A 22,369-nucleotide genomic window follows, 5' to 3' on the forward strand; every position below is an offset into this window, starting at 1 on the left:
AGCTGATGGTGAGCACGGTGTGCAGCAGGCGCTCGAATGGCGGCAGCCGGCGTGTGCGGTCTTCTTCCAGGAAGTCGGCCAGGGTGACCAGCACCTCGGCGGCCAGGACCAGCGCCAGCACACCGGCCATCGCGCCGCGCCACTCGAACCAGGCCAGGCCCAGAAAGACCAGGCCGTACAGCGCCTCGCGCGCCCCATGCAGCGCCAGCTCGCGGCGCTCCGAGACGCGCTGCGGCAGGAGCGCCTCCCATTCGTGGTGCCAGAGGTTGTCGAAGGCGCCGAGCACGGACTGGAAGGACAGGAGCAGAAAAACGGTATGCATGGTGGACTCACTCATTCACTTATTTATTCGACGTGCAGAGGGTCGGTGAAGACACCCGACTGGTAAAAGGTTTCTCCCCACAGCGGGTGCGCCATGGACAGGGTGAAGCGGAAATCGCCGCCGCCCAGGTCGGTGTGGGTCACGCAGCACTGGCCGGGCGACAGCCATTGCGGCACCGGAATGCGCAGCCGGCCCAGCGCCAGGAAGAAGCGGCGGCTGTGGAAGACCAGGCTGCCGTCCTCTTCGAACACGTCAAGGGCCATGGACAGGCCGCCGTCGGTGCGTTCCGTGAGCTGACCGCCCGCGCCGGGCTCCTTGGTCGAGCGCACGGTGGCTGCACCCGCCGCGTCACCGAACAGGCGCTCCCACACCACGCCGCCCTGGCCGTTGCTCCGGACGCGCACGGTGGCCGCAAGACCGCTGGCCCGCAGCCCGGTGAGCGGGCTGCCGAAGGCGCGCGACAGGCCGGCGTACAGGCGGCCAATGGCGGAGCAGCGCAGCTCCATGCGTCCGGTGTAGTCCACGTCCGGGTGGCCGGCACCGAAGCGCCGCCGCACGGCGGCCGGCAAACGGGCCCAGCCTGCGGCGCCCACATAGTCGGCCAGGTCGAGGTGCCGTGCGGCGTGGGCTGCAGGGGCGAAGGAGGTCAGGGAGGTGGAGGGCATGGCGGGTTTCCTGTGGGGCTGCTTGCACGCTTCTTCTGCGAAAACCAGGCCAGCCTGCTGTGCGGTCGCAAGTCCTTGATTCATTTGGATTTTCATCAGCGGCCTGCATACTTCGTTTACAGTGCGCGCAGGCCTGGTTGTCAACGCTGGCGACAGGCCCACCCTCTCGCGACCCATCCCCTTCCATGCTCATCCGCGCCGTCCTCGGCTTCTCGATCGTCGAAACCCTGGCCCTGGCCGGCATGCTGCTGTGGTGGGCCGACCGGGTGGCCGGCGCCCGGCTGCTGGCGGCCTTTCTGACCGGCATTGCCATCTGGATCACGGGCAACGAGCTTCCCAACTGGATCGGGCCGGCGCACCAGCCGCTGACCTTCGCGCTGCTGGCCTTTGCGCCCCTCACGTCGGCGTTCTTCTTCCACTTCTGCGTGGTGTTCTGCCGCGTGCCGCTGCCTCGCTGGGGCGTGGTGGCCGCCTATGTGCTGGGCGGCTCGGCGACGCTGGCGGCGCAGGTGCTGCTGCCGGCCGAGCTGGTGCACAAGCCGCATGTGGGCTACATCGCCGTCGCCAACACGGTGGGCTGGACGGCCAGCCTGGCCTGGATCCTCCTGGGCACCGGCGGGGTCGCCGTGCTGCTCACGGCGCTGGCGCGCGCGCGGCGCCCGGCCTTCAACCAGATCGCGGCGGTGACCGCGTCCTGCCTGTGGGGCCTGCTGTGTCTGGCCGGCTACGGCATCGTGATCCTGGACCTGCCGGTCTACCCCTACCCGCTGCTGGGGCTGCCGTTCTACCCGGTGATCCTGGTCTACGGCATCCTGCGCTATGGCGTCTTCGTCGCCAACGCCTGGGCGCGCCGGGCGCTCGCCTGGGCCCTGCTGCTGGCCGCTGGCGCGGCCATGGTGGCGCTGATCCCGCTGCTGCCCATCGAATCGCGCTGGGCCGGTGGCCTGGTGGTGGCGGCCAGTTGCATTGCGCTCAACGGCCCGGTGCGCCAGTTCGCCGAGCGCCTGGTTTACCCGGGCGGCGCCGTGTCGGCGGCCGACCTGCAGTCCTGGCGCCACGCGCTGCAGGCGGCCGACAGCATGCACGCGCTGGAAAACGAGGCCAGCCGCCTGCTCAGCCGCCGCACGGGCACCGAGGTGCGGGTGCTGCTGGGCGAGGGCGCTGCACAGTCCCCCGGCGGCATGCCCTGCCTGCGGGGCACACGCTCTGGCCCCGGCTGGGCCATCACCCTGCACGGCTGGGAGGCCGCGCCCCCCGGGCCGCGGCGCGTGGCCGAGCTGTTCGGCACGGTAGTCGCCGATGCGGCCGAGCGCGTGGCCCAGGGCGAGCAGATCGCGGCGCGCGAGCGCGAGCGCCAGTTGCAGGCGCGCCTGGCCGAGCTGGGCTCGCTGGCCGCCACCGTGGCGCACGACATCCGCAACCCGCTGAACATCATCGCCATGGCCGTGGCCACCGCCCCGCCCGAGGTGCGCCGCGAGGTGGCCAGCCAGGTGGGGCGCATCGCCCACCTGAGCAACGACCTGCTCGACTATGCCAAGCCCTGGAAACTGGTGCCCCAGCGCTACGACCTGGCGGCCCAGGTGCGCGTCAGCGCTGGCCGGCTGCCGCACTGCACGCTGGGGCCCGCGCTGCAGCAGCCCCTCATGATCAACGGCGACGCGCGGCGTGTGGAGCAGGCACTGACCAACCTGCTGGAGAACGCGCGCGCTGCATCCGGCGCCGAGGCCCCGGTCCACGTGCACATCGACGCCGAGCAGCGTGCCGATGCCGTGCTGCTGCATGTCTGCGACGACGGCCAGGGCGTGCCCGAGGAAATCCGCCACCGGCTGTTCGAGCCCTTTGCCTCGCGCAGCCCGGGTGGCACTGGCCTGGGCCTGGCCATCGTGGCGCGCACCCTGGCTGCCCACGGGGGCTCGGTGGCGCTCACCGAACGGCCGCCCTGGACCACCTGTTTCACCCTGAGCTTTCCCCTGAACCATGCCAACCCCACCTGACGCTGCGGACCACGGCCGCATCCTGCTGGTCGATGACGAGCCGGCCTTCCAGCGCCTGGGCGCCAACTTCCTGCGTGGGCTGGGCCATGAGGTGCTCGTCGCGGGCGATGCCGAACAGGCCCTGGCCGCGTTTGCCACGCAGCCGGCGCCCGACCTGGTGCTGCTGGACCTGGCCATGCCGCCCACCATGGACCCCGAGGCCGGGCTGGAGCTGGTGCCGCGCTTTGCACGGGTGCCGGTCATCGTCTGGTCCGGCCATGGCGACCACGAGCTGGCCTTGCGCGCCGCCGAACTCGGCGCCTGGGACTTCCTCACCAAGCCCATCGACCCGGACATGCTGCGCTTCGTCATCGGGCGGGCGCTGCGCAAGGCCCGGCTCGATGCCGAGCTGCGCAGCCTGCGCGCGGTGCAGGCGGGCGATGACATGGGTCTGGTCGGCCAGGCCCAGGCCACGGTGCAACTGCGCGCCATGGTGCGGCGCGTGGGGCCCACGCGGGTCAGCGTGCTGGTGCTGGGCCCCACCGGCAGCGGCAAGGAGCTGGTGGCGCGCGCCCTGCATGCCTGCAGCCCGCAGTCGGCCAACGCCTTTGTCGCCATCCACTGCGGCGCGCTGTCGGCCGAGCTGCTGGAGAGCGAGCTCTTCGGCCACCTCAAGGGCAGCTTCACCGGCGCCTACCGCGACCAGCCGGGCCTGGTCGAGGTGGCCCACGGCGGCACCCTGTTCCTCGACGAGGTGGGCGAAATGCCGCCGCCCATGCAGGTCAAGCTGCTGCGCTTTTTGCAGGAGGGCACCTTCGTGCCCGTGGGCGGGCGCAGCACTAAAAGGGCCGAGGTGCGCGTGGTGGCCGCCACGCACCGCGACCTGGAGGCCATGGTGCGCGAGGGCAGTTTCCGCGAAGACCTGTACTACCGCCTCAAGGGCGTGGTGCTGCGCACCCCGGCGATCAGCGAGCGGCCGGCCGACGTGCCGCTGCTCGCCACGCGCTTCCTGCACCGCGTGGCGCCGCGCGCCGGCCTGTCGGTCGATGCCCTGGCCTGGCTGGCGGCGCGCGAATGGCCTGGCAATGTGCGCGAGCTCAAAGCCTTGATCGAGGCGGCAGGGGCGCTCTTGCTGCCAGACCAGCCCGAGGTCGATGCGCCACTGCTGCGGCTGGCCGCGGGGGAGGCGGACGGGGATCTGCCTGCCGAGCCCGCCGCCCCCTGGGAAGGCCTGGGGCCGCTCGACGCCGCGCTGGCCGAACTGGAGCGCCGGCTGGTGCGCGATGCCATGCAGTCGGCCGGCGGCAACCAGTCGGAGGCTGCGCGGCGCCTGGGCATCTCGCGCGTGGGGCTCATCAAGAAACTGGCACGGCTCGGCCTGCGTTAAGGCGCAGATTTGGCCTTGCCCGGCAGCAGGGCCACGCGCTCGCTCAGAAAATCCACCAGCACGCGCACCCGTTGGGGCAGGTAAGGGCGGGCAGCATACAGAAGGTGCGCCTGCTGCGCCGGCCCGCTGTACCGGGGCAGCACGCGCGCCAGCCGGCCCTCGGCCAGCAACTGGGCCACCATCCAGGTGGGCTGCAGCGAGATGCCGGCCCCGGCCAGTACGCTGTCGAGCAGGGCCTCTGCTTTGTTCACGCGGTAGCGGCTGTGCTCCGGTACGTTGACGTGGCCGGCCGGGCCCTGCAGCAGCACGCCGTCGTCACCGGCGGCATAGCGCAGGTAGTCGTGTGCCAGCAGGTCCTCCGGCTGGCGCGGTTTGCCGCGTGCCGCCAGGTAGGCCGGCGCGGCCACCAGCACGCGCGGCCAGGTGCCCAGGTGGCGCGCGACCAGGTCCGGCGGCAGCGGGCCACCCAGGCGCAGCGAGACGTCGATGCGTTCTTCCAGCGGATGGATGAAGCGGTCGTCCAGCACCAGCTCCAACGCGATGTCGGGGTAGGTGGCCAGGAACTCGCCGGCCCAGGCATTGAGCCGGCACTGGCCCAGGGCCACCGGTGCGCTCACGCGCAGCAGGCCGCGTGGCTGGGTGCTGCGCTGGCGCACATCGGCCACCGCTTCGCCATGGGCTTCGAGCATGCGCCGCGCGTGCTCGTGAAAGCGCCGGCCTTCCTCGGTCAGGCTCAGCCCGGTGGGGGAACGGCGCAACAGGCGCACGCCCAGCGACTGCTCCAGAGCGTCCACCAGCTTGCTCACGGTGGGCTGGGTGGTGTGCATGGCGCGCGCCGCGCCCGACAGGCTGCCCAGCTCCACGCTGTGAACCAGGGCCGCCAACGCGCGCAGGGTGTCCATGGGTATTCCATTTACGAATGAAGACCATGCCATTTTACCGGCTGTTCATGGAATTTGGAATGAAAGACATTGGCCTCTTCTCTCTCTAATTCGCAAGGATCTGCCACCATGAAAACCCCCTGGAATTTCACCGCGCGCATGCGCCGCGCCGCGCTGGCATTGGCCGTGGCTGCCGCCGCGCTTCCCGCCGCTGCAGAACACTGGAGCCCGAGCTGGATGGCCGCCCCCCAGCCGCTGTGGGGCGGCGACTTCGTGCTGCCGCTGGGCCTGCCGTTCCAGTACCACCAGCAGACCATCCGCCAAGTGGCGCGCCTGAGTATCGGCGGCGCGAAATTGCGCGTGGTGCTCAGCAACGAGGGCAGTGCGGTGCCGCTGCACATCGGCGCGGCCCGCGTGGCGCGGCATGCGCAGGGCTCTGCCACCGTGCCGGGCACCGACCGCCCGCTGCTTTTTGGCGGCCAAGCTGCCACCACCTTGCCGCCTGGTGCGCGGTGGGTCAGCGACCCGGTGGACCTGCAGTTGCCGGCGCTGGCCGAGGTCGCCGTGACGCAGTACCTGCCGCATCCCAGCGCGCCAGCCGGCTTTCACTTCGATGCGCGGCAGACGTCCTATGTGGCCGATGGCGACCTCACGGCCGCCCACCAGCTGCCGGCAAATGCCACCGCGTGGAGCACCCGCGTCTATGTGAGCGGCCTGGTGGTGCAGAGACCCCCGCGCCGGCCGCGACCGTGGTCACGCTGGGCGATTCCATCACCGATGGCAATGGCGCCACACCCGGCGCCCACGCGCGCTGGCCCGATGTACTGGCCGAGCGCCTGGCCGGGCGGGGCGTGGCCGTGCTCAATGCTGGCATCTCCGGCGGCCGCCTGCTGCGCGACGGCATGGGCCGCGCAGGCCTCACGCGGGCCGCGCAGGACGTGTTCGCCCAGCCTGGCGTGCGCGCCCTCGTCGTGCTGCTGGGTACCAACGACATCGGCTGGCCCGGCGGCCCCTTTGCACCCCAAGAGCGCGCGCTGCGCGCCGAGGAACTGGTGCACGGCTACCGCCAGCTCATCGCCATGGCCCGCACCCACAATGTGCGCATCGTGGGCGGCACCATCCCGCCGTTCGGCGACGCGCTGGCCGGCACGCCGCTGGCGGGCCACTATTCGCCCGAGAAGGACGCCGTGCGCCAGGCCGTGAACCGCTGGATCCGCGAGGCCGGGGCCTTCGATGCGGTGGCCGACTTCGATGCGCTGCTGCGCGACCCGCACCGCCCCTCGCACCTGCGCGCCGAGATGGACTCCGGCGACCACCTGCACCCGGGGGATGCGGGCTACCGGGCGATGGCCGAGGCCATCGACTTGGAGGCGCTGCTGGGGCGTTGAGGTCCGCCCACCAGGAACCTGCTACAACCGGTGGACAGCTGCGCCCTGGCCGCAGCGTCTTTCTGGAGGAGCCCGATGTCCCAGCACCCCCGCTTCAACGTCTTTGGCCGCATCGTCGAAGTGCAGCGCCACGGCGCGCAGTGGCAGTCGTTCCTGATCGGTGCGGACGGCAAGCGGGCGCCGGCCGGCTGGGTGGTGCCCGATTTCATCGAGGCGGACGAGCTGGCCCAGTACCTGGCCGACCTGTTCCACGAAAGCGCCATGCCGCACAACGGCGAGGTGCACCGCATCCGCTAGGGCCTTCGCGACCCCGAAATTGGTGCTAACCGGCCCTGGTGTTCTGCCCCGCCCATGGGTGTCCCATCATCCCGCATCGGCAAGGTACACATACAGCCGGTTGCGCCCCATGGTCTTGGCCTGGTACATCGCGTTGTCGGCCTGGCGCAGCACCTCGTCCACCGCGAGGGTGTGGCCGGACACCAGGCTCACGCCGATGCTGGCCTCGCTGCGGTAGGGCTGGCCGCCGAGGTCATAGGGTGCGCGCAGGGCGGCCAGCATGGCCTCGCCCACGGCCCGGGCCTTGGCCGTGGCCTCGGGGGCGTCCTTGCCCAGGCTTTGCAGCAGCACCACGAATTCGTCCCCGCCCAGGCGGGCCACGGTGTCCTGCTCGCGCACGCAGGCGCGCAGCCGGGTGGCCACCTCGCGCAGCAGCAGGTCGCCCACGGCATGGCCGCGGCTGTCGTTCAAGGCCTTGAAATGGTCGAGGTCGATGAACAGGGTGGCGGCGATCTGGCCATTGCGGCTGCTGGCGGCCATGACCTGCTCGAGCCGGTCGGTCAGCAGGCGCCGGTTGGGCAACTGCGTCAGGGTGTCGTACAGGGCCAGGCGGCGCGCTTCTTCTTCGGCGGCCTTGCGCCGGGAGATGTCGATGTCGATGCAGAACATCTCGGGCTCCTGGCCCGGCACGTGCACGTAGGCGTGGCTTGAAAACACGTCCACCGGTGAACCATCCTTGCGTTTGAGGCGCAGTTCGCCGGCGGGAATGGGTTCGCCTGAGCTGAACATGTGCGTGACCTGGGTCGTCACGGCCTCGTGCATGGGCTCGGGGATGATCAGCTCGAGCAGGTTTCTGCCCAGGGCCTCCTGCTCGGTGTAGCCGTACAGCTCCTCCGAGGCCTTGTTCCAGTAAGTGGTGGTGCCATCGGCCCGGTAGCCCTGCACCGACACCGACGGGATGCCCAGCAGCAGCGAGCGAAAGCGCAGCTCCGATTCGTGCAGCGCCTGCTGCGCCTGCCAGCGCTCGGTGATGTCGCGTGCCAGGAAAAGCACGGCAGCCTGGCCGTGCACTTCGGCCCCCAGGGGCTGCGCCCGCCCTTCGAAGTAGCGGATGCCCGATGCGGTGTACACCGCATACTCGAGCTTGCGTGGCGTGCCCAGCGCCAGCGTGTCCTGCAGCAGCTGCACCACCCGCTGCGCCTCGCTGCAGGGCAGCACATCGTGCATGCGCCGTCCCACGCGCTGCGGCGCCCCAGCGGCATGCACGCCTTCATGGTGCGAGAACATTTCCACGCAGCGGCCATTCGCGTCGAGCACCACCAGGGCATCGGGGATGGCCTGGGTGATGGCCTGCAGGCGGGCGGCGCTGCCCGCCAGGGCGAAGTCGGTAGCCTGGCGCTGCTCCACGTCGCGCAGGAGCACGCCCAACAGTGCCGTGGCCACCGGAAAGATCATCAGGTAGGGAACCGCCACGCTCTCGTTGAAGCGCGCCGCCACCTCGGCGGGCAGCCCCTGGAACAGCCCCACCACGGCCAGGTGCAGCAGCAGGCCGAAGGCCAGCAGCGGCCAGATGCCTACGCTCAGGCGCCAGCGCTGGCGCGCCTGCCGGTAGGCGAGGCCGGCAGCCACGCAGGTGATGATGCTCAGCACGCCGATGAAGGCCCCTGCGCCACCGAGCCACAGCCGCCAGCCGGCCGCCATGACCCCGGCCAGCAGCGCCACCGTGGTGCCGCCGAACAGGCCCGCCATGCCCAGCACCACCGAGCGCGCGTCGATGATGACGCCCGGGGCAATGCCCAGGGGCGAGAGCATGCCGACGATGCAGATGCCGCCGAACAGCAGCCCCGAGAACGCCTGGCCCACGCGCGGCTGCCTGCGCCACAGCCGCAGGTTGGCGCCATGCAGAAAGCACAGGGCCAGCAGCAAGGCCGCGCCTTTGACCAGTTCGACGAACAAGGAACCTCCCCGCAGTCCGTGAGCGAAGTTCCATCATGTGGCAATTGCTGCCGGTGGTAAATGCTATTTTGGCGGGTTTTCCGCCACCCGGCCGGGGGGCAGCCTCTCAGGTCAGCAGCGCCTGGGCGAATTCACGGGCGTTGAAGGTTTCCAGGTCTTCGAGCTTTTCGCCCACGCCGATAAAATAGACAGGAATCGGGCGCTCCTGCGCGATGGCGGCCAACACCCCGCCCTTGGCCGTGCCGTCGAGCTTGGTGACGATCAGGCCGGTGAGCTGCAGAGCGTCGTCGAAGGCGCGCACCTGGGCCAGGGCGTTCTGGCCGGTGTTGCCGTCGATCACCAGCAGCACCTCGTGCGGGGCCGTGGCGTCGGCCTTGGTCACCACGCGGCGGATCTTCTTGAGCTCCTCCATCAGGTGCAGCTGGGTGGGCAGGCGGCCGGCCGTATCGACCAGCACCACGTCCTTGCCGCGGGCCTTGCCGGCGGTCACGGCGTCGAAGCTCACGGCCGCAGGGTCACCCCCCTCCTGGCTGACGATTTCCACGGTGTTGCGGTCGGCCCAGACGCCGAGCTGCTCGCGCGCCGCCGCGCGGAAGGTGTCGGCCGCCGCGAGCAGCACGGCCGCGCCTTCGCCTGAGAGGTGTTTGGTGAGCTTGCCGATGGAGGTGGTCTTGCCCGCGCCATTGACCCCCGCCACCATGATCACGGTGGGCGTGTACTGGCCGATGACCAGGGATTTCTCCAGCGGGCGCAGCAGGTCCGCCAGGGCCTCAGCCAGCAGGCCCTTGACCTGGGCGGGGTCGGTGGCCTTGGCTTCCTTCACGCGGCGGCGCAGGTCGGTGAGCAGGTGCTCTGTGGCCTTCACCCCCGTGTCGGCCATGAGCAGGGCCTCCTCCAGCTCATCGTAGAGCGCATCGTCGATCTGGGTGCCGGTGAACACCGTGGCGATGCTGGTACCGGTCTTGCGCAGGCCGAGCTTGAGCCGGTCGAGCCAGCCTTTGCGTTCCACCGCCGCAGGGGCGGCGGGTGAAGGTGGTGCGGGGACCGGGATGGGGGCTGGCACCACCACGGGCGCTGGCGCTGACACCACCGGCGCAGGCGCGAGGGTGGGAAATGGTGCCGGGGGCACCCAGGCAGAAGGCGCTGCCGGGGTGGGCGCAGGCACGGGTGCCGGAGCTGGCGTGGAGGCGGGTGCGGGGGTGGGCACCGCCGGAGGGGGCGGTGCGATGGCCGGCGGTGGCGCCGGCGCAGGCTCGGCTGCCTTGGCGCCATACGGGTTGCGCAGCCAGCCGAAGCCGGGGACGGCCGGGGCGGGCGCTGCAGCCGGGGGCTCGGGCACAGCCACCGGGGGGGCTGCCGCAGGCTCTGCGGGCACGGCGGGCGCAGTGCCGGCAGAGGGTTCATCGGCCGAGGTGGGCGAATTTGGGGGTTTTTTCTTGAAAAAACTGAACATTGCAGGGTTCTTAGAATCACCCATTCTATGAAACGTGCTTTCACCCTACTGGGCCTGATGGCCTGCCTCAGTGCCGGGGCCACCACCGCGGTGGTGCCTCCGGTGTCCGATTCACCCTCTGTGGCGGGCAAGACGGCAGCGCCGCCGGCCGCCGCCAAGTCGGGGGCCGCTGCCTCCGGCGCGCAGCAGTTCACGCTGGCCAACGGCATGCAGCTCATCGTGCAGCCCGACCATCGCGCCCCCACGGCGGTGCACATGGTCTGGGTGCGCGTGGGCTCCATGGACGAGGTGGACGGCACCTCGGGCGTGGCCCACGTGCTCGAGCACATGATGTTCAAGGGCTCCAAGACCGTGCCACCGGGCGACTTCTCGCGCCGCGTGGCGGCCCTGGGCGGGCGCGAGAACGCCTTCACCAGCCGCGACTACACGGGTTACTACCAGCAGATCCCGGCCAACCGGCTCGAGGACGTGATGCGCCTCGAATCCGACCGCTTTGCCAACAACCAGTGGCCCGACGCAGAGTTCAAGAAGGAGCTCGAGGTCGTCAAGGAAGAGCGGCGCATGCGCACCGAGGACCAGCCGCGCGCCGTGCTGGCCGAGCAGCTGTTCGCGGCCATCTTCACCGCCTCGCCCTACCGCCGCCCCATCGTGGGCTGGATGAGCGACCTCGATGCCATGACGCCGGACGACGCGCGCGCCTTCTACCGCCAGTGGTACACGCCCACCAACGCCGCCGTGGTGGTGGCTGGTGACGTGGACGTGGCCAAGGTGCGCGCTCTGGCCGAAAAATACTACGGCAAGCTGCCCACGCATGCCCTGCCCGCGCGCAAGCCGCGTGTGGAGCCGCCGCAGCAAGGCCTGCGCCGCATTGCGGTGAAGGCCCCGGCCGAGCAGGGCTATGTGGCGCTGGCTTTCCGCGTACCGGCCCTGGAGCGGCTGCAGGACCTGCAGGAGTCCGATCGCGATGCCCTGGGCCTGCTCATGCTCTCGGCCGTGTTCAGCGGCTATGACGGCGCGCGCCTGGAGCGCGCCCTGAGCCAGGGCGAGAACCGCGTGGCCGACAGCGTGGGCGCCTCGGCCATGCTCACCGGGCGCGGACCGGCGCTGTTCATGTTCACGGGCATCCCGGCGGAAGGCAAGACCGCCCAGCAGGTGGAAGAGGGCCTGCGTGCCGAGGTGGCGCGAGTGGCGCGCGAGGGCGTGAGCCAGGCGGAGCTGGAGCGCGTGAAGACGCAGTGGATCGCCTCCAACGTCTACGAGCGCGACTCGGTCCACAGCCAGGCGCAGGAGCTGGGCAGCAATTGGGTGCAGGGCTTTCCGCTCGACGCGGAGCAGCGCCTGCTGGACCTGATGCGCACCGTCACTCCGGCCCAGGTGCAGGCCGTGGCCGCCAAGTATTTTGGCGACGACCAGCTCACCGTGGCCACGCTGCTGCCGCAGCCGCTGGACAGTGCACGCCGCCGCCCCGCATCGCCCGCCGCCGGTGCCGTCCTCCACTGAGCCAGCCAGGTGCCCCATCCCATGATCCATTTCAAGAAACTTGCCTTCTCCACCCTGCTGGCTGCCTCTGGCACCCTGTTCTACAGTGCCTCGGCCTGGGCCCTGCTGCCCATCCAGCACTGGACGGAGCCCAATGGCGCCCGAGTGTGGCTGGTCGAAAGCCCGGTCATCCCCATGGTGGACGTGCAGATCGACTTCGACGCCGGCAGCCGCCGCGACCCGGCGGCGCAGGCCGGCCTGGCCAGCGCCACGGCCTCCATGGCCTCCAAGGGCGTGAAGGCCCAGGGCGCCGAGCCTGCGCTCGACGAGAACGCCCTGGGCGAGGCCTGGGCTGACCTGGGCGCCAGCTTCGAGGCCGGTGCCGACAACGACGCCATGCACTTCTCGCTGCGCTCGCTGACCGACCCGCCGCTGCTGGACAAGGCGGCACGCCTGGCGGCGCGCCAGATCGCCGAGCCGAGCTGGCCGGCCGATATCTGGGCACGCGACCGCGCGCGCTGGAGCGCGAGCATCAAGGAATCGGACACGCGCCCCGCCACCGTGGCGGAAAAAGCCTTTGGCGCCGCGGTCTACGGCAGCCACCCCTATGGCGTGCGCACCACGCAGGAGACGCTGGCTCGCATCAGCGTGGCCGACATGCAGGCCTTCCACACCCGCGCCATTGCGGCCTGCCGCGCCAAGGTCAGTATCGTCGGCGCGGTCACGCGGGCCCAGGCGCAGACCCTGGTGGCCACGCTGCTGGCACGCCTGCCCGCCGATGCGGCCTGCGCGCCCCTGCCTGCCGTGGGCGAGATCGCCGCGCTGACCGCGCCCGAGGAAAAGAACATCCCCTTCGCCTCGGCGCAGGCGCATGTGCTGATCGGCCAGCCCGGCTTTGCGCGCCGCGACCCCGACTTCATCGCGCTGCTGGTGGGCAACCACATCCTGGGCGGCGGCGGTTTCGTCTCGCGCCTGACCGAGGAGGTGCGGGAAAAGCGCGGCCTGAGCTACAGCGTCTACAGCTACTTTGCGGGCGGCCTGCATGCGGGTGCTTTCACCATCGGCCTGCAGACGCGGCCCGACCAGGCGGCCCAGGCCGTGAAGGTCTCGCGCGACGTGCTGGCCCGCTTCGTGGCCGAGGGCCCGACCGAGGCCGAACTGCGCGCCGCCAAGGACAACCTGATCGGCGGCTTCGCGCTGCGCATCGACAGCAACAAGAAGCTGCTGGGCAATGTGGCCAACATCGCCTGGAACGATCTGCCCCTGGACTACCTGGACCGCTGGACCGAGCGCGTTGATGCGCTCACGGTGGCCGACATCCGCGCCGCCATGCAGCGCAAGCTGCAGCCCGAGCGCATGGTGACCGTGGTGGTGGGGGGCAAGCCATGAGCCGCTCCACCCTGCGCGGTGGAGCCATCAACGCCGAGATCCGCAAGGCCCAGGCCGCGACCGCTGCACCTGCGCCCAAGCCCGGTGCCAAGGGCGCGGCGCCCAAGGACAAGGCGGCCGCAGCGGCGCCCAAGGGCGCCGGCGAAATCCGCATCATTGGCGGGCAGTGGAAGCGCACGCGCCTGCCCGTGGCCCAGCGCCCGGGCCTGCGGCCCACGCCCGACCGCGTGCGCGAGACCCTGTTCAACTGGCTCGGCCAGGACCTGGCAGGCTGGCGCTGCCTGGATGCCTTTGCCGGCACCGGCGCCCTGGGCCTGGAGGCGGCCTCGCGCGGTGCTGCGGCCGTGCAACTGGTGGAAAGCGATGCGGCGCTGGTGGCGCAGCTCAGTACCCTGCAGCAGCGCCTGGAGGCCAAGGCCGTGCGCGTGCAGCGCGGCGACGGCATCGCGGCGCTGCGCCAGGCCGCGCCGGCCAGCCTGGACCTGGTGCTGATCGACCCGCCGTTCGACGGCAACCTGTTCGAATCCGCCCTGCAGGCCGCGGCCAAGGCCGTCGCCGCCAGCGGCTATGTCTACCTCGAAGCGCCCGTCGCCTGGACCGACGAAAGCCTGGCCGCCAGCGGGCTCACGGTCTACCGCCACCTCAAGGCGGGCGCGGTGCATGCGCACCTGCTGCGGCCCGTGGCGCACCCGGCGGCCTGAGCTTCGTTCGCGCCGGTGCGCGCGAGCGCCAAGGTCGGGCAAAGCGCGGCACCGACGCTCCATGTTGCAGTGCACTGCATAATGCGCCCAAGCGGCCCGGCAGGCCCACAAGAGGCCGGGGCCAGTGCCCATTTCGCCGTACAGGAGACAACCCGCCATGGCCCAGAACGTGCTCGCCGTCTATCCCGGAACCTTCGACCCCATCACCCTGGGCCACGAAGACGTGGTGCGCAGGGCCACCCAGTTGTTCGAACGCGTGATCGTCGCCGTGGCCGCGGGCCACCACAAGAAGACCCTGTTCAGCCTGGAGGAGCGCATCGACATGGTGCGCGAGGCGGTCAAGGCCTACCCCCAGGTGCAGGTGGAGAGCTTCTCGGGCCTGCTGCGCGACTTCGTCGTCTCGCGCGGCGGCAAGGCCATGGTGCGCGGCCTGCGTGCCGTGACCGACTTCGACTACGAGTTCCAGCTCGCCGGCATGAACCGCAGCCTCATGCCCCAGGTGGAAACCGTGTTCCTGACCCCGAGCGACAGGTACCAGTTCATCAGCAGTACCTTCGTGCGCGAGATCGCGGTGCTGGGCGGCGAGGTGACCAAGTTCGTCTCGCCCTCGGTGGAGGAGCGGCTGGCCGTCAAGGTGCGCAGCCTGGCGCCACAACCCTGACGGTCAACCCATCCAGCCCCCGCGCTGCAGCCATTGGGTGAGCAGCGTGTTGACCACCTCGGGCCGCTCCATGGTGAGCATGTGTCCGCAATCGGCCACGACTTCGAATTCAGCGCCCGGGATCAGGCCCGCGATCTCCTCGGAACAGGCCAGCGGCGTGAGCTGGTCCGCTTCGCCGCAGACCACCAGCACCGGGCATTTCACCTCGGGAAGGTGCAGGCGGGCATCGGGCCGGGCGATGACGGCGCGGTTCTGCCGCACCAGTTGCTCGGCGCCCGCGCGCAGCACGAAGTCGAGGTAGTCCTGTACCAGGTCGGCGCGTGCCGCACTCGTGGGGTGGAAGGCGAAGGCCACGTTGGGCTCGATCACCTCGCGCACACGCCCCTGCTCGAACAGTGCGATGGCCGCTTCGCGCAGCGCCTGCATCTCGGGCGTTTCAGGGCGGGCCGTGGTGCCCAGCAGCGCCAGCCCGACGACGCGGCCCGGCGCCTGCCGCGCCGCTTCCATGGCGATCATGCCGCCCATGGAGGCGCCGCACAGCAACAGAGGGCCGGGATACTGTTCCAGCAGCAGGGCCGCCATGGCCTGCACCGTCGTGGCCTCGGGCCGGGTGTGCACCCCGGCGATCTCCGGGCGCAGGACCGCAGGCAGCACAGCGCTCTGGAAGCGCCACATCGTCGCATCGCCTGCCAGGCCGGGGATGAGCAGCAGTTGCGGTGCAGGGCTGGGCGGTGGGTTGCGGGTCATGGCGTCTTGGGCGGCGGTCATTATCATCGTCGGCAGGGGCGCAGGCGGGCGGTTCATTCCACCGTGGTGGCGGCGAGGTGGGGTGCACCGCTGTCGGTGGCTGCCTGCGCGCTCTGCACGAGATCGTGCACGAAGCGCAGCTTGACCATGGCGCCCGAGGACAGGGCGAACGGATAGGCGTCGTCCTGCCCCAGGCTGCGGTTCAGACTGTTGAGCATCAGCGTCAATGGAACCCATTGGCGCACCATGTCCTGGAAATCCGGGTGCCTGGCTGCGAACGGGTCGCTCACGTGGTGGCGCATGGCCATGTGGGGGTCGGGCACGGTCACAGCCGTCTGGTAGCTGGCGGCTGTCTCCAGCAGGTCCACCATGTGCAGGTAGTGGGCCCAGGTCTCGGCCCAGTCTTCCCACGGGTGGGCGGCGGCATAGGCGCTGACGTGGTTCAAAAACCAGTCGTTGCCGCTGCCGCCCTTGGCATAGTGCGTGTCGAGCGCCGCCGCATAGTCCTGGCGTTCGTCGCCGAACAGTTCGCGGAACGCCAGCAGCCGGTCGCCATCTCGCACCAACTGGTCCCAGTAGAAATGGCCGGACTCGTGGCGCAAGTGGCCGATGAGGGTGCGGTAGGGCTCCCCGAGCGCGATGCGACGGCGTGCCCGCTCATCGTCATCGGCTTCGGCCACGTTGAGCGTGATGGTGCCGCCCTGGTGGCCGGTGAGGATGGCGGGGCCGCCCGGCAGGTCGGCCAGGAACTCGAACACCGGCCCGGCCCGGCCCGGTACCGGTTCCAGGCCGAGGCGCGCCAGGGTGTAGAACAGCTGGCGCTTGGCCGCTTCGATCTGCTTCCAGCGGCGCAGGTTGGCCGGGTCGGACAGGTCGGGCAGGATGCGCGTCTGACGGCACGAGACGCACAACTCCGCATAGTCACTCGAAGGCACTGCAAAGTTGCACGCGTCGTAGGCCGTGTGGTTGTGGCACATGCGGTACAGCTTGCCGCCATACTGCGACGTGCCACGTTCGCCCATGCGACGCCACAGATCCGGGCCATCCTGCGGCGCAGGCGTCAATGCTGCCATCGTGGGCTGGTCCGGCAGAAACGCCAGTGCGCTGCCGCAGTGCAGGCACTGCACGCTGTCGAAAAACACCAGATGACCGCAATGGTCGCAATTGAAAACCCGCATGTGCTGAGCTTAAACCGGATGCCGCTCAAAAGTGCGTGCAGGAGAGAGAAGGGCATGCAAATCGGGCTTGCACACATGCCGCAATGGCAAAACAGCAGGCCCTGCGAGAAGGCAGGGGCCTGCTGTTCGGCCGGATCTCAGCAACTTGCGCTACCGAAACCAGTGCCCCCGCGCAAGGTCCGACCCGCCGCGCGGGGGGCTTCCCCCTTCAGGAGGATGATGCGAAGCGGCTCAGGGGGTTTCCGCTTAGGGACGGACTACGATGCTGTTGCGCACTTCGCGCACATGCTTGGTATTGCGCGCGATGTTCTCGGCCTGGTTCTTTTCGGAGGCCGACTTGGCGAAGCCCGACAGCTGCACCGTGCCGTTGAGCGTTTCCACGCTGATCGAAGTGGCGGACACGGTCTTGTCCTCGGCCATCTTGGCCTTCACGGCCGTGGTGATGCCGGCGTCATCGACGTAGGAGCCGACGGTCTGTTGTTCGCGTGCGACCGAGCAGCCGGTGGCGGTGACGATGGTGATGCCGGCGATGGCGGCAAAAGCGAGGGCACGTGCGTATTTCATGATTTGTCTTTCGGGTTGGTTGTTGGCAAACGCGGGTGCTTTTTTCAAATTCAGCCTGTCGGTCTTTTGCACCCTCCATGACCGGCAGGCTGTGGGATGCTGGGGCAGCGGGCGGGTAGGCCTATTGCTCCAGCAGGTCTTTCAGTTCATCGGCATGCTCTTCCTCGTCGGCCAGGATGCCTTCGAGCATGCGGCGCGTCGTGGGGTCCTTGTCGCCGATCAGCGTGATCATCTGGCGGTAGGCTTCCACGGCAATGCGCTCGGCCACCAGGTTGGCACGCACCATGGCCTTGAGGTCGGACGAGGTGTCGTAGTCAGCATGGCTGCGCGCGCTCAGGCTGTCTGGTGCGAAATCGGGCTCGCCACCCAGTTGCACGATGCGCCGGGCGATCTGGTCGGCGTGGCCTGCTTCCTCGTTGGCATGGACCATGAACTCGCTGGCGATCGCCGGCGACGACAGGCCATGGGCGGTGAAATGGTGGCGCTTGTAGCGCAGCACGCACACCAGCTCGGTGGCCAGCGCGTCGTTGAGCAGGGCGATGATGTCGTCGCGGTGTTCCGCAAAGGCCGGGGTCACGGCTCCGTCATCGAGGTTGCTGGTGGCGGCGGCCTGCAGGGCATGGTCATCCAGCACCAGGGTGCGGTGGTGCTCGTCGTGCGCGGGGGCTCTTTTGTCGTTCATGGCTTTGCCTGTTGTTCGTGGGGAAGAATGCCGGGGAGGCCGAGGCGGGATCAGTAGCTGCCGCGGCGGCGCGATCCCATCAGGATCAGGCTCGCGGTGAGCGCGCCCACGCCGGCGGTGATGAGGATGGACTTGCCGGGCTGCTCGGCCACGTACTTGGTGGTGGCATCGGCCATGTCCTGCACCTGGCGGCGGGCACGGGCGCTGGCATCGGCGGCATAGTCGATGCTGCGGGTGGCCAGTTCCTGGGCGCGGGCGGCCAGGTCGTCGATAGCGGGATCGGCTTCGCGGCGCAGTGCGCGGACGGTGCTTTCTGCCTTGTCCAGCGAACCGTTGGCGACGCTGCGGGTGCTCTGCACCGCATCCTGGGCGCTTTGCAGCACGTCGTCGGCGAGGGTGCGGGCCCCTGCGGCTACCTTGTTGGTGGCGGATTGGATGGTCATTGGGTCACTCCTTGGTGTAGACGATGGAAATTCGGGATGCCGAAGCTTCAGAGGGCTTTATCAGCCCCTGCGCAGCAAGCCCACGACGAAGGTGACGACGGCCATGATCACGAACACGAAGAACAGGATCTTGGCGATACCCACGGCACCTGCGGCAATGCCGCCGAAGCCGAAAATGGCTGCGATCAGAGCGATGACCAGGAATACGACGGCGTAGTGCAACATATGCTTTCTCCATTGGGGCCGGAGGGTCCGGCGAGTGATGTAGCGCCTCTGTTGTCGGCGCCTGGGTCCAATGTAGGCTGCAGGGCCCGCATCCAATGCCGGTGGCGGGCGCAGCCATTTGTCGGTGCCCAGACGTCGGCCTTGTAGGACAAGGGCTTGCGGGATGGCGCATGGAAGGCACAGGCCTGCCGCCACCCAGGCGCGCTTGGTCGCTTAGCCAGAAAAACGGGGGAGGAAAGCGCTGCCTTGGCGCGCAGCGGCCAGATCAGTGCTGCAGGGGCAGGATCGCGGAGACCAGGGCGCCATTGCCCGGCCGCGAAGTGATGGTCAGGCGCCCGCCGGCGGCTTCCACCCGGTGGCGCATGCCGGCCAGGCCGTGGGACGAGGGGCTCACGCTGGCCGGATCGAAGCCCTGGCCGTCATCGCGTACCTGCACTGCCACATGCCGGGGATGGCTGTGCACGGAGACCAGCACCTTCTGCGCCTTGGCGTACTTGCCGATGTTGGTGAGCGACTCCTGTACCAGCCGGTAGACCGTGAGCTGCGTGGGCTCGGGTAGCTGCACCGGCTCCAGGCTGGTTTCCACCTCGATGCCGGCGCGCTCGCCGTACTCGCGCGCCAGGATCTCGATGGCGGCCGTGAGGCCCAGGTTGGACAGGGAGGAGGGGCGCAGGTCTTCGATGATGCGGCGCTTGAGCGCGATGCCGCTGTTGAGGGTTTCGGTCAGGTGGCGCAGGCGCTCGGCGATCTCCGGCACCTGGATATCGATCTTGGATTTGAGGCGCGCCACGTCGAGCTTGGCGGCGGTGAGCAGGGCGCCGAGTTCGTCATGCAGTTCGCGCGCCAGATGGCCGCGCTCGTCCTCGCGCACCAGCTGCAGGTGGCTGGCCAGTTCCGACAGCGTGGCCGTGCGCTCGCGCACCAGGCCTTCGAGCCGGTCGCGTTCGCGTTCCAGCAGCAACTGCTCGCGCAGGCTGAACTCCTGCAACGCCGTGGCCTGGCGCAGGTACATGAAGAAGGCCAGCAGCCCGATGGCGGTGACCGTGGCGATGCCGATGCGCGAGAGCATGAGCGAGCGCAGCACCTGCGCCTGGCCCTGCTTGACGACCACGGAGCTGCGGTCGATGAGGGCCTGGGCATGCTTGCGGATGGCCTCCATGTTCTCCATGCCCACATCGGTGTGCAAAATGAATTTCCAGGCGTCCTCGTTGCCATGGCGGCGCAGCTTGAGGCTGAGCTCCATTTCGGCGAGCTTGCGCGAGATCTGGCGCGACAGCAGCGACAGCTCCTGCATGTCGTCGGGCGAATCGAGGAACTGGTTGCGCAGGTTGTCCAGGTCCTGCTGCACGCTGGCCAGGGCCTTGTCGTAGGGCTCCAGGTAGCGGTCGTTGCCGGTGAGCAGGTAGCCGCGCTGGCCGGTTTCGGCGTCCAGCATGCTTTGCAGCAGGCGGTTCAAGGCGCCGTGCGTCACCTGGCCGTGCGCCATCTGCGTGACGGCTTCCTGGGAGCGCATGTGGCCGACCTCGTTGATCCCCACCAGCACCATGGCCGCGAGCAGCGCCATCGGCAGGCTCAGGGCCATCTTGCGGACTTTGGGAAGCAAGTCCTTGGCGATCTCATGCAAATTCATATGCGTTATTCTGGATAATGGCCACTGACCGGCTCACCGCGCCCTTGGGCGGGTGATTGCAACGCAGGTGCATTCAACAATAATTGGGAGCGGGAAGCCCCCTCCCCGAAAGAACGCTCAATGATCAAGATCGGCATTGTGGATGACCATGCAATCGTTCGCTCCGGACTGCGCCAGTTCCTGTCCGAGCACGTGGACCTGCGCGTGGAGGGTGAGGCCGCCAATGGCCGCGAAGCCATCGACCTGGTTCGCACCCATGAAATCGACGTGCTTCTGATGGACCTGTCCATGCCCGGCCAGAGCGGCCTGGATGCACTGGCCATGCTGCGCGCCAAGGCGCCCGACATGGGTATTCTGATCCTCAGCGGCTATCCGGAGGAGCATTACGCCATCAACCTGATCCGTCAGGGCGCCAGCGGCTACCTGAACAAGGAGTGCGACCCCGCCGAGATCGTCGAGGCCATCCGCATCATTGCCCTGGGCAAGCGCTACCTGACCCCGGCCGTGGCCGACCTGCTGGCCCAGCAGCTCAACCGCAAGGACGACGCTCCGCCGCACGAGCAGCTGTCGGAGCGCGAGTTCCAGGTGTTCCTCAAGCTGGCCAAGGGCGAGACGGCCGGCGACATCGCCAAGTCGTTGTCCCTGAGCGTGAAGACGGTGAGCACCTACCGCACGCGGCTGATGGAGAAGATGAGCCTGTCGTCCAACAGCGACCTGACCTACTACGCCCTGAAAAACCGCCTCATCGACTGAACGGGCCTCTGCCGCCTGGCGGTGAAAGGCGCGCCGAAGTGTGCTGGCAATGGCTGCTTTGCCCAGGCGGGCGCGGGTCTTCACTGGGAGGGATGGGCAGGCTGGCGCAGCGCCAGCGCACTCAATGGCTGCCGCGCGCAACAACGTGGGCAACGTGGGCGGGGTGTACGCTGCCATGCTCTATGCAGTAGTCCACCAGGGCATCGATTTCGTTGGATTTGTCGAACACGGCATCCACACCCAACTGGGCGCAGCGCATGCGAATGTCGGGAGTGGCATAGTTGCTCAGCACAACCATCTTTTGGTGGGGGCGGCGGTCGCGGCAGGCCGCGAGCACGCCCAGGCCGCTGCCCTGGCGCAGGAACAGGTCGACGATGGCCAGATCCCATTGCTCCTGGTGGCCTGTGAGCCAGCCTTTGCCCTCGTCCTCGGTTTCGGCCACGCCCACCGCTTCAACGGACGCCAGTTCTTCCAGGGTACCGATCAGGTTCTCCCGGATGGTGGCATTGTCTTCAACGATGTACGTGCGGAGTTTCACTACCTGATCCATGAGACGGCCGGTACAAGCAAACCCGGGCCTGGTTCTGAATTTAACCGAAGCGTCGCTGCCATTCTGACAGCAGCCACGCGCGGACAGCGTAGGAGTGCTCCTACGGTGACGCGCACACGCCACATTCCGGTGCGCGCTGCACATGCATGGTGTTCCATTCCATCGAACGGCCGTCCAGCATCATCAGCCGCCCGGCCAGTGTCGTGCCCACGCCGGTGATCAGTTTCAGGGCCTCGGCCGCCTGCATGGTGCCGATGATGCCCACCAGGGGCGCGAACACCCCCATGAGCGCGCAGCTGACCTCCTCGAACTCGGCCTCCGGCGGGAAGATGCAGGCGTAGCAGGGCGCCTCGGCCCGGCGCGGGTCGACCACCGTGATCTGCCCGTCGAAACGGATCGCCGCCCCGGCCACCAGCGGCACGCCGTGGCGCACGCAGGCGGCGTTGACTGCCTGGCGGGTGGCGTAGTTGTCGCTGCAGTCCAGCACCACGCTGGCGCCGGGCAGCAGCTGGTCGAGCAGGGCGGCGTCGGCCCGGGCCTCGACGGCCTGGACCTCGACCCCAGGGTTGATGGCCGCCACCGCCTGCGCGGCCGACTGCACCTTGGGCTGGCCGACGCGCGCCGTGGTGTGTGCGATCTGGCGCTGCAGGTTGGTCAGGTCTACTGCGTCGTCGTCCACCAGCGTGATGCGCCCCACGCCGGACGAACCCAGGTACAGCGCCGCAGGCGAGCCCAGGCCGCCGGCGCCGATGACGACGGCATGCGCGGCCAGCACACGTTCCTGGCCCTCGATGCCGATCTCGTCGAGCAGGATGTGGCGCGAATAGCGCAGGAGCTGGTCATCGGTCATGGGCGGCGTGCTCTGGGGGCGGGTGTGCAGTTCGGGCTGCGATTGTGCGGGAGATTGCGTGCCGGTGGTGGCAGGCATGAAAAAGGCCGGTCTCCCTGAGGAGACCGGCCTTCTGCGATTCGGGGCTGCTGCGCTCAGCGAAGAGCTCAGTTTTCCTTCTTTTCTTCCTTGCGCTCGGTCAGCGTCTTGCTGACCAGCACGGGGCGGCCCTTGAGC

Annotated in this window: 23 protein-coding genes and 1 pseudogene; 9 read left to right on the plus strand and 15 right to left on the minus strand. The window is 69.2% G+C overall.

Going from position 1 to position 22,369, the window contains the following annotated elements:
- Both ACK59X_RS08540 and ACK59X_RS08545 read right to left on the minus strand, forming a co-directional pair.
- Positions 1–322 (minus strand): annotated as a pseudogene (locus ACK59X_RS08540) (TIGR01777 family protein); the annotation flags it as partial.
- 23 nt (positions 323–345) lie between these two features.
- Entirely contained in the window at positions 346–987 is a 642-nt protein-coding gene (locus ACK59X_RS08545) for a DUF4166 domain-containing protein (RefSeq protein ID WP_409956478.1), read from the minus strand.
- A 185-nt stretch (positions 988–1,172) separates the two neighbouring features.
- Here ACK59X_RS08545 and ACK59X_RS08550 point away from each other — a divergent pair, with 185 nt between their 5' ends.
- A complete protein-coding gene (locus ACK59X_RS08550) occupies positions 1,173–2,981 on the plus strand; it encodes a sensor histidine kinase (protein WP_409956479.1) in 1,809 nt (602 codons plus the stop codon).
- Positions 2,965–4,347 (plus strand): sigma-54-dependent transcriptional regulator, encoded by a 1,383-nt coding sequence (locus tag ACK59X_RS08555; RefSeq protein WP_409956480.1) that lies wholly within the window; start codon positions 2,965–2,967, stop codon positions 4,345–4,347. The genes ACK59X_RS08550 and ACK59X_RS08555 overlap by 17 nt, the downstream gene beginning before the upstream one ends.
- Here ACK59X_RS08555 and ACK59X_RS08560 read toward each other — a convergent pair.
- The gene (locus tag ACK59X_RS08560; RefSeq protein ID WP_409956482.1) at positions 4,344–5,249 is read right to left on the minus strand and encodes a LysR substrate-binding domain-containing protein; all 906 of its coding nucleotides are present in this window, start codon (positions 5,247–5,249) and stop codon (positions 4,344–4,346) included. The two genes, ACK59X_RS08555 and ACK59X_RS08560, sit on opposite strands and share 4 nt — an antisense overlap.
- Before the next feature lie 11 nt (positions 5,250–5,260).
- Positions 5,261–5,602: a hypothetical protein gene (locus tag ACK59X_RS08565; RefSeq protein ID WP_409956484.1), complete on the minus strand. Its 342-nt coding sequence runs from the start codon at positions 5,600–5,602 to the stop codon at positions 5,261–5,263.
- Between the two features lie 375 nt (positions 5,603–5,977).
- On the opposite strand from ACK59X_RS08565, the gene ACK59X_RS08570 reads away from it, so the two are divergent.
- A complete protein-coding gene (locus tag ACK59X_RS08570) occupies positions 5,978–6,616 on the plus strand; it encodes an SGNH/GDSL hydrolase family protein (protein ID WP_409956486.1) in 639 nt (212 codons plus the stop codon).
- Positions 6,617–6,691: 75 nt separating this feature from the next.
- Entirely contained in the window at positions 6,692–6,913 is a 222-nt protein-coding gene (locus ACK59X_RS08575) for a hypothetical protein (RefSeq protein ID WP_409956488.1), read from the plus strand.
- Between the two features lie 66 nt (positions 6,914–6,979).
- On the opposite strand, the gene ACK59X_RS08580 is transcribed toward ACK59X_RS08575, so the two are convergent.
- Entirely contained in the window at positions 6,980–8,848 is a 1,869-nt protein-coding gene (locus tag ACK59X_RS08580) for a diguanylate cyclase domain-containing protein (RefSeq protein WP_409956490.1), read from the minus strand.
- 106 nt (positions 8,849–8,954) lie between these two features.
- Entirely contained in the window at positions 8,955–10,301 is a 1,347-nt protein-coding gene (gene ftsY / locus ACK59X_RS08585; protein WP_409956492.1) for a signal recognition particle-docking protein FtsY, read from the minus strand.
- 27 nt (positions 10,302–10,328) lie between these two features.
- Between ftsY and ACK59X_RS08590 the strand changes: the two genes are divergently transcribed.
- From ACK59X_RS08590 to coaD, 4 genes are all read left to right on the plus strand, one after another.
- A complete protein-coding gene (locus tag ACK59X_RS08590) occupies positions 10,329–11,801 on the plus strand; it encodes a M16 family metallopeptidase (RefSeq protein WP_409956494.1) in 1,473 nt (490 codons plus the stop codon).
- Between the two features lie 21 nt (positions 11,802–11,822).
- Positions 11,823–13,169 carry a M16 family metallopeptidase gene (locus tag ACK59X_RS08595; protein ID WP_409956496.1) on the plus strand — a complete coding sequence of 449 codons (1,347 nt, stop codon included), beginning with the start codon at positions 11,823–11,825 and terminating at the stop codon, positions 13,167–13,169.
- The gene (gene rsmD / locus ACK59X_RS08600) at positions 13,166–13,870 is read left to right on the plus strand and encodes a 16S rRNA (guanine(966)-N(2))-methyltransferase RsmD (protein WP_409956498.1); all 705 of its coding nucleotides are present in this window, start codon (positions 13,166–13,168) and stop codon (positions 13,868–13,870) included. Before ACK59X_RS08595 ends, rsmD begins: the two co-directional genes overlap by 4 nt.
- A gap of 157 nt (positions 13,871–14,027) precedes the next feature.
- Positions 14,028–14,531, plus strand: coding sequence for a pantetheine-phosphate adenylyltransferase (coaD, locus tag ACK59X_RS08605; protein WP_409956500.1), 504 nt, complete (start codon positions 14,028–14,030; stop codon positions 14,529–14,531).
- Between the two features lie 3 nt (positions 14,532–14,534).
- Here coaD and ACK59X_RS08610 read toward each other — a convergent pair whose 3' ends face one another.
- The 7 genes from ACK59X_RS08610 to ACK59X_RS08640 all read right to left on the minus strand — a co-directional run bounded on the left by ACK59X_RS08610 (position 14,535) and on the right by ACK59X_RS08640 (position 20,000).
- Complete coding sequence (locus ACK59X_RS08610) at positions 14,535–15,278, minus strand: alpha/beta fold hydrolase (protein ID WP_409956502.1); 744 nt, start codon at positions 15,276–15,278, stop codon at positions 14,535–14,537.
- A gap of 53 nt (positions 15,279–15,331) precedes the next feature.
- A complete protein-coding gene (locus ACK59X_RS08615; RefSeq protein WP_409956504.1) occupies positions 15,332–16,456 on the minus strand; it encodes a putative zinc-binding metallopeptidase in 1,125 nt (374 codons plus the stop codon).
- 246 nt (positions 16,457–16,702) lie between these two features.
- Positions 16,703–17,020 (minus strand): BON domain-containing protein, encoded by a 318-nt coding sequence (locus ACK59X_RS08620; protein ID WP_409956506.1) that lies wholly within the window; start codon positions 17,018–17,020, stop codon positions 16,703–16,705.
- A 121-nt stretch (positions 17,021–17,141) separates the two neighbouring features.
- Complete coding sequence (locus tag ACK59X_RS08625; RefSeq protein ID WP_409956507.1) at positions 17,142–17,702, minus strand: bacterioferritin; 561 nt, start codon at positions 17,700–17,702, stop codon at positions 17,142–17,144.
- A gap of 50 nt (positions 17,703–17,752) precedes the next feature.
- On the minus strand, positions 17,753–18,145 hold the full coding sequence (locus ACK59X_RS08630) for a hypothetical protein (protein WP_409956509.1): 393 nt from the start codon (positions 18,143–18,145) through the stop codon (positions 17,753–17,755).
- A gap of 60 nt (positions 18,146–18,205) precedes the next feature.
- Positions 18,206–18,370 (minus strand): DUF1328 domain-containing protein, encoded by a 165-nt coding sequence (locus ACK59X_RS08635; protein ID WP_322596859.1) that lies wholly within the window; start codon positions 18,368–18,370, stop codon positions 18,206–18,208.
- Between the two features lie 265 nt (positions 18,371–18,635).
- Positions 18,636–20,000 (minus strand): CHASE3 domain-containing protein, encoded by a 1,365-nt coding sequence (locus ACK59X_RS08640; RefSeq protein WP_409956511.1) that lies wholly within the window; start codon positions 19,998–20,000, stop codon positions 18,636–18,638.
- Positions 20,001–20,120: 120 nt separating this feature from the next.
- On the opposite strand from ACK59X_RS08640, the gene ACK59X_RS08645 reads away from it, so the two are divergent.
- Entirely contained in the window at positions 20,121–20,753 is a 633-nt protein-coding gene (locus tag ACK59X_RS08645; protein ID WP_184857840.1) for a response regulator transcription factor, read from the plus strand.
- 121 nt (positions 20,754–20,874) lie between these two features.
- Here ACK59X_RS08645 and ACK59X_RS08650 read toward each other — a convergent pair whose 3' ends face one another.
- Both ACK59X_RS08650 and ACK59X_RS08655 read right to left on the minus strand, forming a co-directional pair.
- Positions 20,875–21,291 carry a response regulator gene (locus ACK59X_RS08650; RefSeq protein WP_409956513.1) on the minus strand — a complete coding sequence of 139 codons (417 nt, stop codon included), beginning with the start codon at positions 21,289–21,291 and terminating at the stop codon, positions 20,875–20,877.
- 112 nt (positions 21,292–21,403) lie between these two features.
- Entirely contained in the window at positions 21,404–22,153 is a 750-nt protein-coding gene (locus ACK59X_RS08655; RefSeq protein WP_409956515.1) for a HesA/MoeB/ThiF family protein, read from the minus strand.
- Positions 22,154–22,369: the final 216 nt, after the last annotated feature.

It is taken from the genome of Acidovorax sp. (assembly GCF_046339755.1).
GTDB lineage: Bacteria > Pseudomonadota > Gammaproteobacteria > Burkholderiales > Burkholderiaceae_C > Acidovorax.

Bases quoted from the DNA above. Each gene is read 5' to 3' on its own strand.
- ACK59X_RS08545 (WP_409956478.1), bottom strand. From the start codon at position 987: ATGCCCTCCACCTCCCTGACCTCCTTCGCCCCTGCAGCCCACGCCGCA.
- ACK59X_RS08550 (WP_409956479.1), top strand. From the start codon at position 1,173: ATGCTCATCCGCGCCGTCCTCGGCTTCTCGATCGTCGAAACCCTGGCC.
- ACK59X_RS08555 (WP_409956480.1), top strand. From the start codon at position 2,965: ATGCCAACCCCACCTGACGCTGCGGACCACGGCCGCATCCTGCTGGTC.
- ACK59X_RS08560 (WP_409956482.1), bottom strand. From the start codon at position 5,249: ATGGACACCCTGCGCGCGTTGGCGGCCCTGGTTCACAGCGTGGAGCTG.
- ACK59X_RS08575 (WP_409956488.1), top strand. From the start codon at position 6,692: ATGTCCCAGCACCCCCGCTTCAACGTCTTTGGCCGCATCGTCGAAGTG.
- ftsY (WP_409956492.1), bottom strand. From the start codon at position 10,301: ATGTTCAGTTTTTTCAAGAAAAAACCCCCAAATTCGCCCACCTCGGCC.
- ACK59X_RS08590 (WP_409956494.1), top strand. From the start codon at position 10,329: ATGAAACGTGCTTTCACCCTACTGGGCCTGATGGCCTGCCTCAGTGCC.
- ACK59X_RS08595 (WP_409956496.1), top strand. From the start codon at position 11,823: ATGATCCATTTCAAGAAACTTGCCTTCTCCACCCTGCTGGCTGCCTCT.
- rsmD (WP_409956498.1), top strand. From the start codon at position 13,166: ATGAGCCGCTCCACCCTGCGCGGTGGAGCCATCAACGCCGAGATCCGC.
- coaD (WP_409956500.1), top strand. From the start codon at position 14,028: ATGGCCCAGAACGTGCTCGCCGTCTATCCCGGAACCTTCGACCCCATC.
- ACK59X_RS08610 (WP_409956502.1), bottom strand. From the start codon at position 15,278: ATGACCCGCAACCCACCGCCCAGCCCTGCACCGCAACTGCTGCTCATC.
- ACK59X_RS08615 (WP_409956504.1), bottom strand. From the start codon at position 16,456: ATGCGGGTTTTCAATTGCGACCATTGCGGTCATCTGGTGTTTTTCGAC.
- ACK59X_RS08620 (WP_409956506.1), bottom strand. From the start codon at position 17,020: ATGAAATACGCACGTGCCCTCGCTTTTGCCGCCATCGCCGGCATCACC.
- ACK59X_RS08625 (WP_409956507.1), bottom strand. From the start codon at position 17,702: ATGAACGACAAAAGAGCCCCCGCGCACGACGAGCACCACCGCACCCTG.
- ACK59X_RS08630 (WP_409956509.1), bottom strand. From the start codon at position 18,145: ATGACCATCCAATCCGCCACCAACAAGGTAGCCGCAGGGGCCCGCACC.
- ACK59X_RS08635 (WP_322596859.1), bottom strand. From the start codon at position 18,370: ATGTTGCACTACGCCGTCGTATTCCTGGTCATCGCTCTGATCGCAGCC.
- ACK59X_RS08640 (WP_409956511.1), bottom strand. From the start codon at position 20,000: ATGAATTTGCATGAGATCGCCAAGGACTTGCTTCCCAAAGTCCGCAAG.
- ACK59X_RS08645 (WP_184857840.1), top strand. From the start codon at position 20,121: ATGATCAAGATCGGCATTGTGGATGACCATGCAATCGTTCGCTCCGGA.
- ACK59X_RS08655 (WP_409956515.1), bottom strand. From the start codon at position 22,153: ATGACCGATGACCAGCTCCTGCGCTATTCGCGCCACATCCTGCTCGAC.